This is a genomic window from Moritella sp. (assembly GCF_033791185.1).
GTDB lineage: Bacteria > Pseudomonadota > Gammaproteobacteria > Enterobacterales > Moritellaceae > Moritella.
In genome coordinates, this window is record NZ_JASJHF010000242.1 from 1 (window position 1) to 15,385 (window position 15,385).

Sequence of the window (15,385 nt, forward strand, 5' to 3'; positions counted from 1 at the left end):
TATTAACTTTTTGTTTTCCATCTTCAACATCGACTAGCCAAAGTTCGCCAATAGGCAATTCATCTTTACGCTTGATAAGCCCTTCGATTAGTTCTGGTGTGTAGCTAGAACCAGCACCAATTACAGCAATTTTTAATTGAGTCTTCATTTTGTCGTTACTCTCTATTGGATAAGCTGAGTTAATTTAATATCAAACAATAGCGGAGAACAAACCAAAAATTTGCTACTATCTATTAGCTGAGTTAATGCATGGAGTTTTAACAACATCGAAAATAAACAAAATCTACTTTCTAACTTGTACACATTTAGTGTCGTGGCAAAGTTTCTGAGTTTCACGCTGGCGGCTGAGGAGCTGTGTCTCACTCAAGGTGCAGTTAGCCAACGGATCAAAAAATTAGAGCAAGGATTAGGTTTCAAGCTCTTCGTGCGGTTAACTCGAAAACTTGAGCTTACCGAAGAAGGGTTACGCATATTAACCACGCTGACTTCATCTCTAGACAATATATTTTCAGAAATAGAGGATATCCGCTTTAATGAATTACGGGGTGAACTGTACATTGGTATTGCGCCAACATTTGCGCATTTATGGCTGCTGCCCCGATTGTCCGGTTTTCAAAAACAGTACCCATACTTAGATGTCAAAATTAGAGTGAAAGCCAGTAAGCTCGACTTTCAGAACCAGCCCGTAGATTTGGCGATTTACTATGGTGACGGAAACCATGCAGATTTTTATCATCAACGTCTATTTGATGAATCTCTCGTGCCGGTATGCACACCTGAATACGCTTTACAGCTGGAACTTGATCAGGATGACAGTCGATTACAGGAAGCCTGCTTTCTTCATTGTACTGAGTCTTTGGAATTTCTATCCCCACAGGCAGAATGGCAATATTGGCTAAAGAAGACTGGTCGCAACGTAGATATTTTGAAACGAAAATATGTATTTAACCACGAGGAACTCGCCTTAGTAGCAGCAAAAAATTCGATGGGGATAGCGATGGGAAGGTATCACCTCATTAAACCATATTTAGACAGTGGCGAGTTAATTGCACCATTAGAAACGGTCGCATCAGGGCTAGGTTACGACTTAATTTGCCCTAAAGGGCATGAAATGAGGCCTCGATTCAAAGCGTTTTCAAATTGGATTAAGCAGTTTATTTGATTGGTGTATAAATGATCTGTTTAGGCTTGCATGAACAGTGATTCACGCTGTAGTTATGCAACTTTTGGAATTCGCCACTTATAAAATGCCAATAAATTACACCTAGCCAATATATAACTCCAATATCTACTCTATACTGTACATACCGAGTAAATTAATATGAATGTATGGAGCATGATCATGAAAACATTAACTGGCGTAATTGCAGTTATCGCTCTAATAGTCTCATCGGCTGGACCTATCTCTGCTTCCCAAATTGACGTTTCTAATTTAGCATCTCTAAAGAATTCAATGTCGACTACAGAAATCGAAGCACAATTAACAGCCTGCTACAACACTGAACTGTCAAACCTTCACAGCATTGCTAAAGCGAAGAGTGACCATATACCTGAATTCGTTCGCAAGCAACAAGCAAAACAAGAGCTTGATAATGAATACGCACAAATACGTGCCGAGCTCAGTCTGTAACTGACATCTTAAATTTAAAGTTTAAGCGCTAACCTATTTATATCCACTTTCGAGTTAACGGAAACCTGCCAACGGCAGGTTTTACAACGATGATATAGCGCGACTACAGCTTATTTGCTATCCAGAGCCAGCGGTATTTCATCTAACATAATGGTGCCTTTGGTAACGCCATCTGCCAATTTTAAGTATTCACGGGTAAAAATAGGGCGGAATTTATCTGCATCCATCGCCATATAACGGTTTAATTGGCGATATAAAGTATACACAAAATTATCTCCCGTCTCAGCGCGTTCTGCAGGCGTCTTGCGTTTAAATTTAAATAAACGCTCATAAGCTTTATCATGATCAGAATGACCCATTAATACGATAGATTCACGCATAATCATGTCTGCAACAACCGGTAAACTTGGCGGAAAATCATAAGGCAAGCCATTGCTACGGCGTAACGTAGGGATCTGTTCGGCAACCTTAATAATGGCTTCTGGCGCATATTTGGTAAAGGTCAGCTTCCAGATATTAAATTGTGCCGAATCATAATCATAATTAAATGACGGGAAACTACTTGCAAGCATGGTATACATAGTTGCAATAGCTTCTGTTTGCGGCTGAGTTAAACTAATTGTTTGTTCCATACACCCTACTATCAAAATTTAAACATCTATTTACGGTACTCGTTACCGCACTCGCACGATGAACTAACTAAAAACATCAATCATCGTCGCGATCAGAACTGCCCGGATCAATAAATTGCGGTGGTAATTTTTTCAATGGCGTTGGCGTGACCGTGCGTTGATTCATAACCGGCCATGACGGGTCTCTATTTTGCTCTGTCATGCCAACCGTTAACTTACTAATACCCATGTCTGCTAATGCTTTATTTAAGTTGCTGTCTTTACGACTGGCTTTACTCACATTTTGCTTGCCATGCAGTGCTAATGAAATAAGACTGTGGACACTGGTATCATCTTTAAATAATAACCCAAAAGCAAAATTAACTGACTGATAATAAGGGTCTACTTGCGCCCCATCAACAGCTAATTTAAGGTCTGCTTCAGTAAATACTTCTAAACGAAGCGAGAGTTTATCACGCTGTTCTGCGGTCATCCGCAGGTTAATACCAACAGCAGTCTGAGTACGTTCAAGCCAATAATTAAAGATGCGTAACGCCGGTGAATCAGCTCGGCTTACTTCCATGCTATCCGCTAAACTAATTAGGCTTTCAATATTGCCAGAATTAGTAAAAATGTCATTAAAATTACGGCCTTTATTGACCAAATCTCGACGGTAATCGACACCATCAACGGCACGTTTAAGTTCAGCAATCGAATGTAACATCAACAGGCTGTGTAGCTTCTCGAAATGCGCTTGTTTAGGGGCGATGTATTGTGACTGCTGCAAGCGTTTTGAGCTAAACCAATAATCATAAACTTGCTTAATGTCCGCCATTTTTTGCGGATCTTGCCTAATCTGGTGGTAGTTCGGCATAAAACTACTTTGATTTTGGATATGACGCACACCTTGACGATTGATTGTCGGTTGAAAAGGTTGGCGAGCATCCGAATTTGGATTATTAACGGGTTGAATACTGGCGGGTGCATTGACCCTGTTCACCGCTGACACATCTTTAATATGTTGTAATTCAGAGCTATCAAGCTCGTACCAATCAAAGGCTGGATTACGACTATTAAGCTGAATACATAACACCTTAATATGCTCGATAGTAAAACCTTGACGCATAAATTCATCACAGCGAACACGGAATTTACTGTTATTAAAATTCAGCCGTTTTTGTGAATACTCAGCGACTAAATCAAACACTTGCTGAAAATACTGCAGGCTTGGATCCGGCGCAGATACAGGTATTGCCCCCTGCTCTTTAAAGTCTTCATACATAATGGCGTTATTGATGTACAAACCGCTATCATCTTGCTGAAGATAGTTTTTATTAATCAGTTCAGTAATGCTATGCTGTTTGTCTGATTGCAATGAGAAACGCGAAAAATCCGCAATGCGATCTTTATTTTTCTTGCATAACATCCATACTAATAAGCGAAATGCAGCATCAGAAAGTGATGATGATTGCGCGATATGATCAGGCACGATAAAGTATGTGCTTTCCATTTTTCTATTCATAACTGTTTAACACCACAATGCCATATTTAATTACAACTGAGCAATACGCTAACCTAAAGTCTACCATAGAAGACTTACTTGCACCTTTTGATTCCTTTGCTTTTTCAGACTTTGTCACTGTTCGGCCAGTGTCGGCGCTAACAGTAAAAAAAGCAGATCAACTAGTGACTGCTCAAGGTTATGAAATAACATTAGATTTATTGGAACAAAGTGACGAGCGATATATTATCGAAGCCTATTATGATATCACTGATAACAGTAATATCTATGCGATAAATGAATACGCACAACCGATAAACTTATTAAAAAACCCAGGCTTTACTCGCACTTGTAGTATCTGTAATACCAGCACTAATCGTAGCCAGGGGCTGATATTTAGTCATCCACAACAAGGTGATTTTTGTGCCCATTTAAGCTGTGTCAAAAAACGTTTACCTGAATTAATGCCATTTGTGAATTACTTGCAGAAATTACCGGCACTAATCGCCCAACTAGAACAACTACAAAGCAGTGTATTTAGCCAAGCTTATTCATCAGGTGCCCCGCTACGTTTGTATTTAGCGATTGTCGAAGATGAAATTCGCCAACATGGTTTTGTCAGCAAACAAGATGCGATCCAATTTCATCATGACTTTAAGTATGCCAGTTACAACAAAGCCGCACAGCGCTATCAATCCTCGTCATATCCTAAAGCATTGAGTTTCGAGTTTGTTGAAAAAGCCATTTTGTATACCAAGCAAATGAAGTCAACTAGCCTAAATGACAAGCTGAAACAGCTGTGTGAGCAAAGTGTATTGGCGGAAAATGAACTGGCTACAGCGGCCTTGATCATCTCGAATTACATCGTCAATAACCAAGGTTTGTTAAGTCATCAATCGCCACTGGCAACCGACAAAAAGCTAGCACTGCATAACGATGGCAGTCATATCAGTGAAGCGTTGCGCTTAAAAGGAAAACTAGGTGATTATGTTCGTTGCCGTATTACTGTAAATAGCTGTAAATACCAAATCGTCACTAAACGCTACGATATCCGAGGTAAAGATGATACCGGTCGCGTGGTGCAATTTAATCACCACCAAACAGTGACTGAAAAATCGTATATTTATATCAGTGGGTTTATCTCTAAGTTTTACCAAAACCAGTACGGCTATACCATTTCGGTATTAAAAGGCGTTAAGGTACTCTCTGCATAACCATCAGTGATGATAATATCCTCATTGATGGTTATGGCGGTATTATTCACCAATTCAAGCATAACAACGGTGATGAGCTTAACTCACCATTAAACGCCACCAAATCCCGGGTAAACTGGTAAAGCCAGTGGTGTACCATTTCACCTTACCATCTTTGATAATTAAGATGGTTGGGGTTACTTTAGTTTTCCAGTCACGGCCTAAATCATAGTTCTCATCATTAATCACATCAAAGCTATACTCATTGTGTTGTAAGTATTTCTTCACCCTCAAGTCCTCACCTGAACTTAATGCCACCGTCACCACCGGATAATATTCCGATAGCGTATCAACAGCAGGACTAACAAAGTTACACACAGAACACCACGTGGCCCAAAAGTAGACAACAACCGCTTGATCTTTACTTAACTCCGCAAGATCAACCGCTTCACCCGCCAATGTTGTCCCAGCTAATGCAGGGACGTTATCTTTAGGCACATCTTTGCCACGCCATACATCGACAGCACCAGTAATAATAAATGCGAGCAGCACAAAGATGGCTAATTGCTTAGCCCAACCCAAAAGTTGTAGCTTCATTTATTCGTTTCCTTTGATGGTTAACTAATAGCAAAATTACTTCTTACGCTGCGCCGCTAATGCACTCTTAACTTGTTGTTCTAATTGTTCGTAAGGAACTAGACCGCCAACAATTTGATCGGCAAAGATTAACGCTGGCGTACCAGATAAGCCAAACTCACGCATTAAATTCATGTTACCACTAATGGTTTTCTCAACGCTGTCAGCAGTATTATCAAGCCAGCCATCCGTATCGGTGATCTTGCTCACTTTCGCAATGGCACTGCTATCTAAGCGGCTTGGACGTGACATTAATTTTTCATGTAGCGCTGCAAATTTAGCCGGTTCATTTGCCCACACAGTTAAGGCAAATTCGGTCGCCTCTTTAGAGCTTGGGCCTAAGATCGGCACCAATTTATAAACCACACGTACTTCAGGGTACTCTTCGACTAAGCGCTCTAACAACGGCTCAATTTTTTTACAGTAAGAGCAGTTAAAGTCACTAAAGTAAGCGATTGTTAGTTCCGGGTTTTTGGCACCCATCCACGGGTCCATTTTATTGTTAAACAGGGCCGCTTGATTATCGCTTAAACTTTTGCCTTGCAGCTCTTTCACTTTATTCTGTTCGTGTGCTTGTAGCGCAATGATCGCTTCTTTTAATATCTCAGGGTTGTTCACCAAGGCTTCTTTTAGCATTTGGTTAAATTCCGCTTGTGGCATTGCCGTCACGTCTGTTTTTACTGGTGCAGCCCAGGCCATTTGAGTTGCTAAAATAGCCGCTGAGAGTGTTAATAATTTCGTTTTCATTGTGATTCCTATAATTAAATTTTTGTCTGTTATTTATTATATAAATGGCTATCCCACGCATATACACGCAGGATAGCCACTCATTATTATTCGCCGCTCGCTTGCTTAATTGCATTCATCACAGCATCGTCGGTTAAAATCACCGGCAGTGGAATACCGTTTGGCGCTTTCGGGCCATAGACGATATTAAATGGCACACCAAAACGGCCATTGTTTTGTAAGTAGTTGGTCACTAGTTCGGATCTAACCGTCCAGTCACCTTTCATGGTTACCATGTTTGCGGTTTGTAGTTTGCTGTAAACAGGATCTTGTAATACCACGCCTATCTTATTGGCTTTACAAGTAATACACCAATCAGCAGTAACATCCACAAATACTGTTTTACCGGCTTTTACTTGCTGTTCGATACTTACAACATCAAGATTTTGCCACACCAAATCATCAGGTAATCCTTGTGACCATTGATTAGTCGTTACAGAGGCGGCCAGCATACCTGCACTACCCAGTAACATGCCAATACTCACGCAGATAAGTACCGCTCGTTTACCTTTAAGTTTTATCATAAAACCAATAAATATAAGGCTAACAACACTGAATAGCACATAAATAACAGACATAGGTAAGAAGCTAGCTAACAAGGTGACTAACCATAAACATGTCAACATTAACAAACCAGCAAAGATAGTTTTAACCGAGCCCATCCAGCGACCCGGTTTAGGTAATAGACTGACAAGCGAAGGAAAAGTTGCAACTAATAACCAGGGTAAAGCCATACCAATCGCCAGCGCGGTAAAGATAACAAATAAACTTAATGTATCTGCACCAAGTGCATATGCAACAGCCGTACCCAAAAATGGTGCGCTACAAGGGGTGGCGAGTAACGTCGCAAACATCCCCTGTAAGAAGTGACCACGGTTACTGTCATCGCCTGTTGTAGCCAATTTAGTTTGTAGATTTGACGACAAGCTGAACTCAAATGCACCCAGCATATTTAATGAGAACACCGCCGTAATGATGACCATGATGGCAATAAACCAAGGGCTTTGGAATTGAATGCCCCAACCGATTGCTTGGCCAGTGAACTTTAAAGTAAATATAAAGCCAGCAAGTAACCAGAACGACACGATAATACCAGCGGCAGAAGCGAGGAACTGCTGTCTTATCTTGCTTTTCTCGACACTCGGTGCATCAATAATACTGCTTAGTTTCATGCCTAACACAGGTAACACACAAGGCATAATATTCAGTATCAAACCACCTAATAACGCAAACAGTACTATCCCAATTAAAGACTGTCCTGCAACAGTAACCAACCCAGCCATAACAGGCGTCGAGAACTCCAGTGCTTGTTTAGAGTCGAAGACCGTTAAATTTAATGGCTTATCAACTAACTCGACTTTGCCTAACCAACTACTGGCATCAAACACCGCTGTTAATGTGTCTGCCGTTTGCTCAACCGTAACCAATTTAAAGCTCGTATCAAGATCACCGTCAACTAATAATGTCGGTTTTTCAACCCAATCGTAACCCGTTACAGTCGCTTGTAACTGGCTATTTGCTTGATCCCATAACAACTCAATTGCGTTATTGTCATCGATTTGTCTCGGTACTTGAGTGATACTTTTATTATACAAAAACATCGCTTCAGCATCGGCTTGCAAATTTTCAATATCAACCGACATATTGATAGCATAGTCAGTTAATACACAAATATTAGTGCACGAAGATAAGGTTAATTTACCCGCTAATAGCAGTGGTTTATTAATGTCTTCTAACTGTAATTGCATTGGAAAGCTAACCGCATCGGTATAACCGTACGTCTCTAATCCCAATAATGAGAAATGCTTAGGGACTGGCCACTGCCAATCACTGTCGACAAGATTGCTTGAGCCTTGCCAATCAATACTGGGTGCAATACCGCCATCACCGGGTGAACGCCAATAGGTTTTCCAGTCGTCAGCAAGCTTTACTTCAAGTACAGCTGGCACGGTATTATTGATGCGGTCCACTTGTCCCGTTAGCATAAAACGCAACTGGATGGGTGGGTGTGATGGGTCTTGTAACCAGCCCGTTGTCTGCGCCGAAATACTCGTCGAGATAAACAGTAAACAAGTTACCAATAACGTTTTTATTGTCTTCAAATCATGTCTCCAAAAAGTACTTAAAGTCATCATGTTGATACTTCAATACCAATTGTATTAAGTCGGTTTCCAATAAACATAGCCATGCAAAATACGATTCACGCATGCAGAGTCTATAGATAAGCATAATTATTCTGTCATATACCTGAGTTACTCAAACACTTAAATATTAATATCAAACAGTTGTTAACATACTGATGTTTTAATCTAAGCCATTATAAGCGAGGTATAAAATGAAAATTACTCGTCGAACTTACACAAAATGAGATGACGGCGTTGCGAAGAAAAAAAGGTATTGGTAAGGTAGGTAAGATTAAGCGATTGACGCGTAAAGTAATGGCTAAACAGAATGATCATTAGAATGATCATGACGAGCTCTTCCACATGAGTGCTTGCTTTCTGTAACAATTTTTCCGTCAACTTACAAACGCCATCATTGCTCTCAAGATAACTGGCATTGGCAAGCTGGCTATCCAACGTTGTTTGGAAATCAGAGCCATAATTAGCGCTATCATTAGCCGCGGTCAAACTGGTTAACGCTTGAGTCTCTAGCTGAGCGTTATTTGACACCTGCGGATTGAATGAAAAAGCATTGTTAACCATACACGCGATCAAAAACACGACTATTAATAGCAGGCTTATATTGGCATTGTTTGTTGGTTTAGTGACGCGCATACATTCTTATGGTTAAATTCATCATAGAGCCTCTTTTTACCGACAATAATCAAACATGACAAGTCAGGTCTATTAAAATTACCCTTCTTTACGAAAAAAAAGCGAATAATCGATGTTATATACTAAAATGTAGTGATGAATTTGATTAACTGCTGGTATTTTTGTCATTTTAGCCTAGAATCCCGCCCTCTAGTTCATTTCTCTTTATCCAGTGTTGATAACAAAACCTATCGCGATGATTAAATAGAATGAAAAAGCACAAATAAAATATATATCACTGAATAATCGCTAGGAAATAGACACATGGCAAAAGGTAAAAAGTACGATTTTAATTTGGTACTAGCAGACGGTTCTTGGACTGCTGAGATTGTTAGAAAAATAACATCTAAAAAAACAGTTGTATCAAAAAGCCAAGCTGGTTTTGCTTCAGAAGCAGAAGCACAGGTTTGGGCAGAAACTGAATTAAAAGGTTTTTTACAAAACCAAATCGACCGTAATAATCGTCGCATTCGCTTAGTTTCAGAAAGCGTTGAAGAGATTATTGAAGAGTCTGACGAATCTGAAGAAGAAGACAACGCTTAATATCATCCAGATATAAGCAACGCCTTACTCCCATCGCTAATTAGCCTTAATTGGCGATGGTACATCACATCCCATCTGCTAGCCCTTGCACAGGTCTATACGTACAAATTGTTAATAGACAAAAGCCTAACGCCTGCACTGTTAATATCTATCTTTGCACCACCTCGGTGCGCACGCCAGCATGCTGCATAATATTAGCGACAGATCGTCATCTTAATCCGCTACATAGATCATAAAAACAGCGTAAATCAACTGCGTAAACCTACATTAAGTGATTAATCACTGTTTGATTGTGATCTCTTATCCTATAAACGTTTTTCTAAAGCTGGTATCAATATTGCTGAATTAATAGTGTATTTATTGCTATTAACAGATATTGAGAAGGCACCCTATGAAACTCTTATTTTCCAGATTATTCTCCAATAACATGATTGTCTTAACTGCATTGTTAATCGGTGTAATGCTGTTATTAAGTAACCAATTTTTCATGGCCGCATACTTATTACTCAGTGGTGGCATTGGTATTTATGTTTTGTTATTACAGCAAATTAAGCAAGAACAAAAAAGTCTACTCAAAATATTAGCGATTAACCAACAAGATCAAGTCTATACAGGTATAAATAAGTTGTTATCAGAACATAGTATCACGATGTTACTCCCCTTGTTGTCCGCGATTACTCAGTTTAATAAGCAGTATCAACGTGACTATAATGAAGTGAAAAATCAAAATTTAGAAATTGGTTATTCTGCTAAAGAGCTATCAAATAATGCCGATGATACGGCGAAACAATCGGACATCCAGCACCAAAATTGCTTAACAACAGCAACGGCTACAGCGCAGATTAACGTGACATTGGCGGATATATCCCGACGAATTGAGGATATTAACCGTGCCGTGAACGACGCCAAAGATAATTGCCAGCACAGCTTTAAAACCCTTGTTGATAGTAAGCAGCAAGTCTCGCAAGTTAATGATGTCATTATCAATACGCAACAGAGCTTACAGCAACTTAAAGACAAATTAGACACAGTGATCTTGATGTCTAATGTGGTAAGTGAAATGGCCGCGCAAACTAATTTACTCTCAATAAATGCTTCTATTGAAGCCGCCAAAGCAGGTGAATACGGGAGAGGATTTTCGGTTGTCGCCAGTGAAATGAAAATGCTCGCACAGCGTAGCCAAACATCCGCGCAAACGATTACTAACAAGACCAAAGAAGTAACCGAAAATATGCACGTTGTTGAAAGCTATATGCAAGATGCCATTGAGCATATTGATCAAAGTGGTATTAACGTTGAGTCTGCTTGTGGAAATCTCAATCATATTGTCAATATGACCGAAAATATGGCGGTCGACATTGACGGTGTAGCCGTTGCGACAGATCAACAAATGCATGCACTTAACGATATTACTCAAGCGGTTGAACAACTCACCGTACTTGCCGAACAAAATAGCCATATGTCGATGCAACAAGCAAATGTGGCGAATCACCTTCATCACATTACGCGTATTACATAATAAGGAGATTAATATGAACAATTCTATTCTGATTTACGGATTCACTATATTAGTCAGCACAATGCTTATTGCTATGGGTATTTATTTTCTCAAAAATCAGCAACGCAATGCATTACGCATCCAACAAATAACGGGGTTTAATGCCGTGACTCGGTTACGTGAATTACTCTCACATGTACAGCAGCATCGCGGCATAAGTAATGGTTTACTCAATGGTGATACCAGTTTGACAGCCAGACTAACTCCGTTGACTGCAAAAGTAAGTAATAACATTGCGCGTATTAATCTCGAATTTAAAGCGTCGGTGTTTGACGAACAATTACAACCGTTATCGCGATGGACATCGATTACAGAGCATTGGTCGCGACTATCGATAAAAACAGAACAGTTAACGAGCGCAAATAATTTACAACAGCATAATAAATTGATCCTTAATATCTTATATTTTATTGATGATATAGCTGAGCGGCATCAAATATATAAAATTGTCGATGCGCAAGGTGAGTCGGTGCGCCATATGTGGCTGGAGCTTTTGTTTACTGCCGAGAACATAGGTCAAATCAGAGCGATTGGTACCGGTGTGGCCGCGGCAGAAAAATGTACGAGTGTTGAACGCATTCGTTTAAATTATCTGTGTCATTCATTACAGCAAAGTTTAGAGGATGGCATTATGCTGGAAAACAGCGAGCAGATACGTCAGTTATTACAAGTTGTCGTACAGCAAATCACCATCACGGTTCCGAGCATAACGGCTGAAGAATTCTTTAATCTTGCCAGTGCTTGTGTCGAGCAAATATTGCAAGAATTCGATAAACAATTGCAACAATTTGAACAAGACATTATGCCTAAAAATGCAAATCTAGCAGCATGCAGCGATTAGATTTTTTTGGTTGAAAATGGTGACAGCCAGTCTCAGCTTAGCGCAAAAATGTGCTTCAAGTCGGATTGTAAAAAATAATGTAATACATTGATTTAAAGTTGGTTTAAAATAATATTTTTCATATAGTAGCGTGTTATGTTTCGGCATAATGCTAACAAGGATAGTTACAATGTCTTCTGATAAAGACGTAAATGAATATCTAATGTCATTGGGGGCATCACATCGAGATGTTAAGCCATACCCGGTGCTTTTTTATAAGTTAACGGGTAAAAAGGGCAAACCACGTTTGTTTGAAAATCCCATCAAATTATTTCTACTTCAATCAATAATCGGAGCAATTAGTTGGGGCTCTGTTATGTGGCTAGCTCTTTGGCAATTCCAAGGCTCTAATATTGTTCAATTATATGTTTCAATTTTTTTTGGTGTGTCTACAGGTGCTATTCTTGCGTTTCAGGTAAAAGTAAAATCAAAGCACTTGGGGTTAACTCAATGGGAAAATTGGCTGGAAGAAAACAGTTTTAAATCAAAGTAATAACAAAGCAAACTCTAAGCCATAGCTATTTGCCATATAGTTCCTCATATAAAGAATGGAGGTTGTTTTATCATAATAGCTGAGAAAAATGCCTTTCTAAAAGAAAGGCATTGCACTTATTATTACTGCATATTTTGTTTGGCTACATGCAAGTACCAGAATCCCACTCCCATTGGCTGGTAAAAGCATTGAATTTTTGCTGTGCTCTAAAACGTATTTTTTTGCCATCAGAGAATGTGCGGTAGCAGTCAGCATTAAAGCACTTAGTATTACAAGTTAGATAACCACTTTTAGATGCGGGCTGTGAAGGATATTTACTCTGCTCAACCCCACTGTTAGCATTTTGGTTTCTTAGTAAGCTTGCAATATTATAGTGCTTTTTTTGTACCGCATAATCGAGTGCTGAGCGTTTTTTATCTTTCCAGTTAACTGCATTTATATCAGCACCTGCCATTATGAGGGCTTGCGCAACATTAAATTTACCGAAATAAGCCGCAAGGTGTAACGGTGTGTCACCGGTGTTTTGTGTTTTTGCAGTGAGGTCTGCTTTTGACTTAACAAGTAACTTAACAATTTCAGCATTATCAAAATCGTGTTTGTTCGCAGTGTTATGTAAGGCGGTCCAACCATTTTTACTTTTCAGATTTGGATTCGCACCAGCTGCTAGAAGTGTTTTTACCATGGCGATGTTATTGCTGTTAACAGCCGTCATCAATGGTGTCCAGCCGTCATCGTTCGCGATATCTGGATTGGCTTTCAGTTCTAGCAATGCCTCAAAGGTGGCAGGTTTATTGTTTGAAACCGCTAACCTAAGGGCTGTACTTCCATTATTATTTGTCGCATTGATATCGGCCCCTGCGTTAACCAATATTTTAGCTAAGTCACTTAAGTCATGTTTAGTGTTTTTTGCATCGTTAACTGTTAAGTGTAAGGCTGTCCAACCATCTTTCTCTTTGAGGTTTGGATTGGCGCCACTTGCTAGCAGTGTTTTAACCATGGCTGTCGAATTGCTATTGACGGCCCTCATCAGAGGCGTCCAACCTTCATCGTTTGCTAGATCAGGGTTGGCTTTTAGCTGTAATAGAACTTTGAATGTTGCTGACTTATTGCTTAATACAGCTAAGTTAAGCGGTGTATATCCATCATTCTTTTTCGCATTGATATCGGCCCCAGCGTTAACCAATAGCAGTGCTATTTCACTTAAGTCATGTTTAGTATCCTCTGAATTATTGACGGTAAAGTGCAAGGCCGTCCAACCATCTTTCTCTTTAAGGTTTGGATTGGCGTCACTTGCTAGAAGTACTTTTACCATGGCGATATTGTTATTGTTAACAGCCGTCATCAGAGGTGTCCAGCCGTCATTGTTTGCGATATCTGGATTGGCTTTCAGCTCAAGCAATGCATCAACGGTGGCAGGTTTATTGTTTAATACCGCTAACCTAAGGGCTGTACTTCCATTATTATTTGTCGCATTGATATCGGTCCCAGCGTTAACCAATATTTTTGCTAGTTCACTTAAGTCGTGTTTAGCATCTTTTGCTTTGTTTACAGTGAAATGTAATGCGGTCCAGCCGTCTTCTTCTTTGATATTTGGATTGGCACCAGCCGCTAGAAGCGATTTAACCGTGGTTGTAAATTTTTTGTTGACAGCCGTCATCAGAGGCGTCCAGCCTATATCACTAGTTATATCAGGATTGGCGCCTTTTTTAAGCAAGACTTTGCTCATCTCAATACGATTATTGGTTACGGCATAATATAACGGTGTGTAGCTATCACTGTCTGCTTTATCAATATCAACATTTGATTTTAACAGTACGTTAAATGAGTTCGGGGCGTTATGATAAATGGCTCCAATCAGAGGTGTACGATTTTTTACATAGAAAGTGTTCAGATCAAACCCATCATCGATATACTTCTGCACCTTTTCAGTGTTGTCATGTTTTAATGCATAACCTAATTCGCGATGTTGCTTTTCTCGCATTGAAATTTTGGTTTGGATGAATTTTTCTAGCGCAGGTTTACTTTTTGCCGTCTCGAGCAGTGTGTATCCAGAGGCGTTTTTTTCATCAAACGCTATTTTATTATCAAAAAGCAGCTGAGCCACATTTACATGCTCATCTGTTAAATAAGAAAGCGCTATATTATTTCTGCTATCTTTTTCGTGGATATTAGCGCCGAGGTTCAGAAGCTGTTCAACTGCCTTTTTATCACCAGCTTTAGCCGCCATCATAAGTGGGGTTACATTGTGCTCTTGAATATTTTTTTCATTGACATCACGGCCTGAAGCTACGAAGTATTCAATCGCATTATAACTGCCATTACTAGCCGCATGGTGTAATGGAAATTTAGCTTTACCAATTGTGGTTGGAAGTGTTTTAAAATTTTGATTATCAATTGCTGCTAATGTGTCTACATCACCGATTGTTATCGCTTGTAAATAATTTTCAGGGGTTGGTTTAGGCGCGCAGCCAGAAATAGCAACTATCATAAGCACTGATAGCAGAGTCTTTTTATACATTGAGATTAATCCTTTAAAATTTGAGCTTGTCAGCTAGATAGCGTTAGCATAAAACACAATACTATCATTGACTTACTTAAATATGAATCAGTATTAGCTAACAATCTGACATTTCTGACATTTATGACGCATGATTTGTTTATTAATTTAAATGGTTATGCGGTTATTGAGATTAACGATGATAATGACATGACGGCAATACGTGGGTATGAGTGGTGAG

General features: G+C 39.5%; 14 protein-coding genes and 1 pseudogene. 7 read left to right on the plus strand and 8 right to left on the minus strand.

The genetic code is table 11. From position 1 onward, the window contains the following. Positions 1 to 148: pseudogene (locus QNK26_RS14160) on the minus strand (6-phospho-beta-glucosidase); the annotation flags it as partial. 147 nt (positions 149 to 295) lie between these two features. Here QNK26_RS14160 and QNK26_RS14165 point away from each other — a divergent pair. Together QNK26_RS14165 and QNK26_RS14170 are read left to right on the plus strand one after the other, a co-directional pair. Further along, positions 296 to 1,162, plus strand: coding sequence for a LysR substrate-binding domain-containing protein (locus tag QNK26_RS14165; RefSeq protein ID WP_319224083.1), 867 nt, complete (start codon positions 296 to 298; stop codon positions 1,160 to 1,162). A 180-nt stretch (positions 1,163 to 1,342) separates the two neighbouring features. Further along, positions 1,343 to 1,630 carry a hypothetical protein gene (locus QNK26_RS14170; RefSeq protein WP_319224086.1) on the plus strand — a complete coding sequence of 96 codons (288 nt, stop codon included), beginning with the start codon at positions 1,343 to 1,345 and terminating at the stop codon, positions 1,628 to 1,630. A gap of 110 nt (positions 1,631 to 1,740) precedes the next feature. Here the strand turns inward: QNK26_RS14170 and QNK26_RS14175 are convergent, their stop codons facing one another. Beyond that, the gene (locus QNK26_RS14175) at positions 1,741 to 2,262 is read right to left on the minus strand and encodes a hypothetical protein (protein ID WP_319224089.1); all 522 of its coding nucleotides are present in this window, start codon (positions 2,260 to 2,262) and stop codon (positions 1,741 to 1,743) included. Positions 2,263 to 2,338: 76 nt separating this feature from the next. Further along, on the minus strand, positions 2,339 to 3,763 hold the full coding sequence (locus QNK26_RS14180) for a hypothetical protein (protein WP_319224090.1): 1,425 nt from the start codon (positions 3,761 to 3,763) through the stop codon (positions 2,339 to 2,341). 17 nt (positions 3,764 to 3,780) lie between these two features. On the opposite strand from QNK26_RS14180, the gene QNK26_RS14185 reads away from it, so the two are divergent. After that, positions 3,781 to 4,956: a hypothetical protein gene (locus QNK26_RS14185; protein WP_319224092.1), complete on the plus strand. Its 1,176-nt coding sequence runs from the start codon at positions 3,781 to 3,783 to the stop codon at positions 4,954 to 4,956. A 78-nt stretch (positions 4,957 to 5,034) separates the two neighbouring features. Here the strand turns inward: QNK26_RS14185 and QNK26_RS14190 are convergent, their stop codons facing one another. The 4 genes from QNK26_RS14190 to QNK26_RS14205 form a co-directional block, all read right to left on the minus strand. After that, positions 5,035 to 5,532, minus strand: coding sequence for a protein disulfide oxidoreductase (locus QNK26_RS14190; protein WP_319224095.1), 498 nt, complete (start codon positions 5,530 to 5,532; stop codon positions 5,035 to 5,037). Positions 5,533 to 5,568: 36 nt separating this feature from the next. Continuing rightward, positions 5,569 to 6,318: a DsbA family protein gene (locus QNK26_RS14195; RefSeq protein WP_319224097.1), complete on the minus strand. Its 750-nt coding sequence runs from the start codon at positions 6,316 to 6,318 to the stop codon at positions 5,569 to 5,571. A gap of 86 nt (positions 6,319 to 6,404) precedes the next feature. Next, positions 6,405 to 8,459, minus strand: coding sequence for a protein-disulfide reductase DsbD family protein (locus QNK26_RS14200; RefSeq protein WP_319224099.1), 2,055 nt, complete (start codon positions 8,457 to 8,459; stop codon positions 6,405 to 6,407). Positions 8,460 to 8,699: 240 nt separating this feature from the next. Further along, positions 8,700 to 9,134: a hypothetical protein gene (locus tag QNK26_RS14205; RefSeq protein ID WP_319224102.1), complete on the minus strand. Its 435-nt coding sequence runs from the start codon at positions 9,132 to 9,134 to the stop codon at positions 8,700 to 8,702. Positions 9,135 to 9,437: 303 nt separating this feature from the next. On the opposite strand from QNK26_RS14205, the gene QNK26_RS14210 reads away from it, so the two are divergent. From QNK26_RS14210 to QNK26_RS14225, 4 genes are all read left to right on the plus strand, one after another. After that, the gene (locus tag QNK26_RS14210) at positions 9,438 to 9,716 is read left to right on the plus strand and encodes a DUF3622 domain-containing protein (RefSeq protein ID WP_319224104.1); all 279 of its coding nucleotides are present in this window, start codon (positions 9,438 to 9,440) and stop codon (positions 9,714 to 9,716) included. Positions 9,717 to 10,107: 391 nt separating this feature from the next. Beyond that, positions 10,108 to 11,235, plus strand: a complete 1,128-nt coding sequence (locus QNK26_RS14215) for a methyl-accepting chemotaxis protein (RefSeq protein WP_319224105.1) — start codon at positions 10,108 to 10,110, stop codon at positions 11,233 to 11,235. Between the two features lie 13 nt (positions 11,236 to 11,248). Beyond that, positions 11,249 to 12,115, plus strand: coding sequence for a nitrate- and nitrite sensing domain-containing protein (locus QNK26_RS14220; protein WP_319224108.1), 867 nt, complete (start codon positions 11,249 to 11,251; stop codon positions 12,113 to 12,115). Positions 12,116 to 12,284: 169 nt separating this feature from the next. Next, positions 12,285 to 12,647: a DUF6404 family protein gene (locus QNK26_RS14225; protein WP_319224111.1), complete on the plus strand. Its 363-nt coding sequence runs from the start codon at positions 12,285 to 12,287 to the stop codon at positions 12,645 to 12,647. A gap of 142 nt (positions 12,648 to 12,789) precedes the next feature. On the opposite strand, the gene QNK26_RS14230 is transcribed toward QNK26_RS14225, so the two are convergent. Then, entirely contained in the window at positions 12,790 to 15,165 is a 2,376-nt protein-coding gene (locus tag QNK26_RS14230) for an ankyrin repeat domain-containing protein (protein ID WP_319224114.1), read from the minus strand. Positions 15,166 to 15,385: the final 220 nt, after the last annotated feature.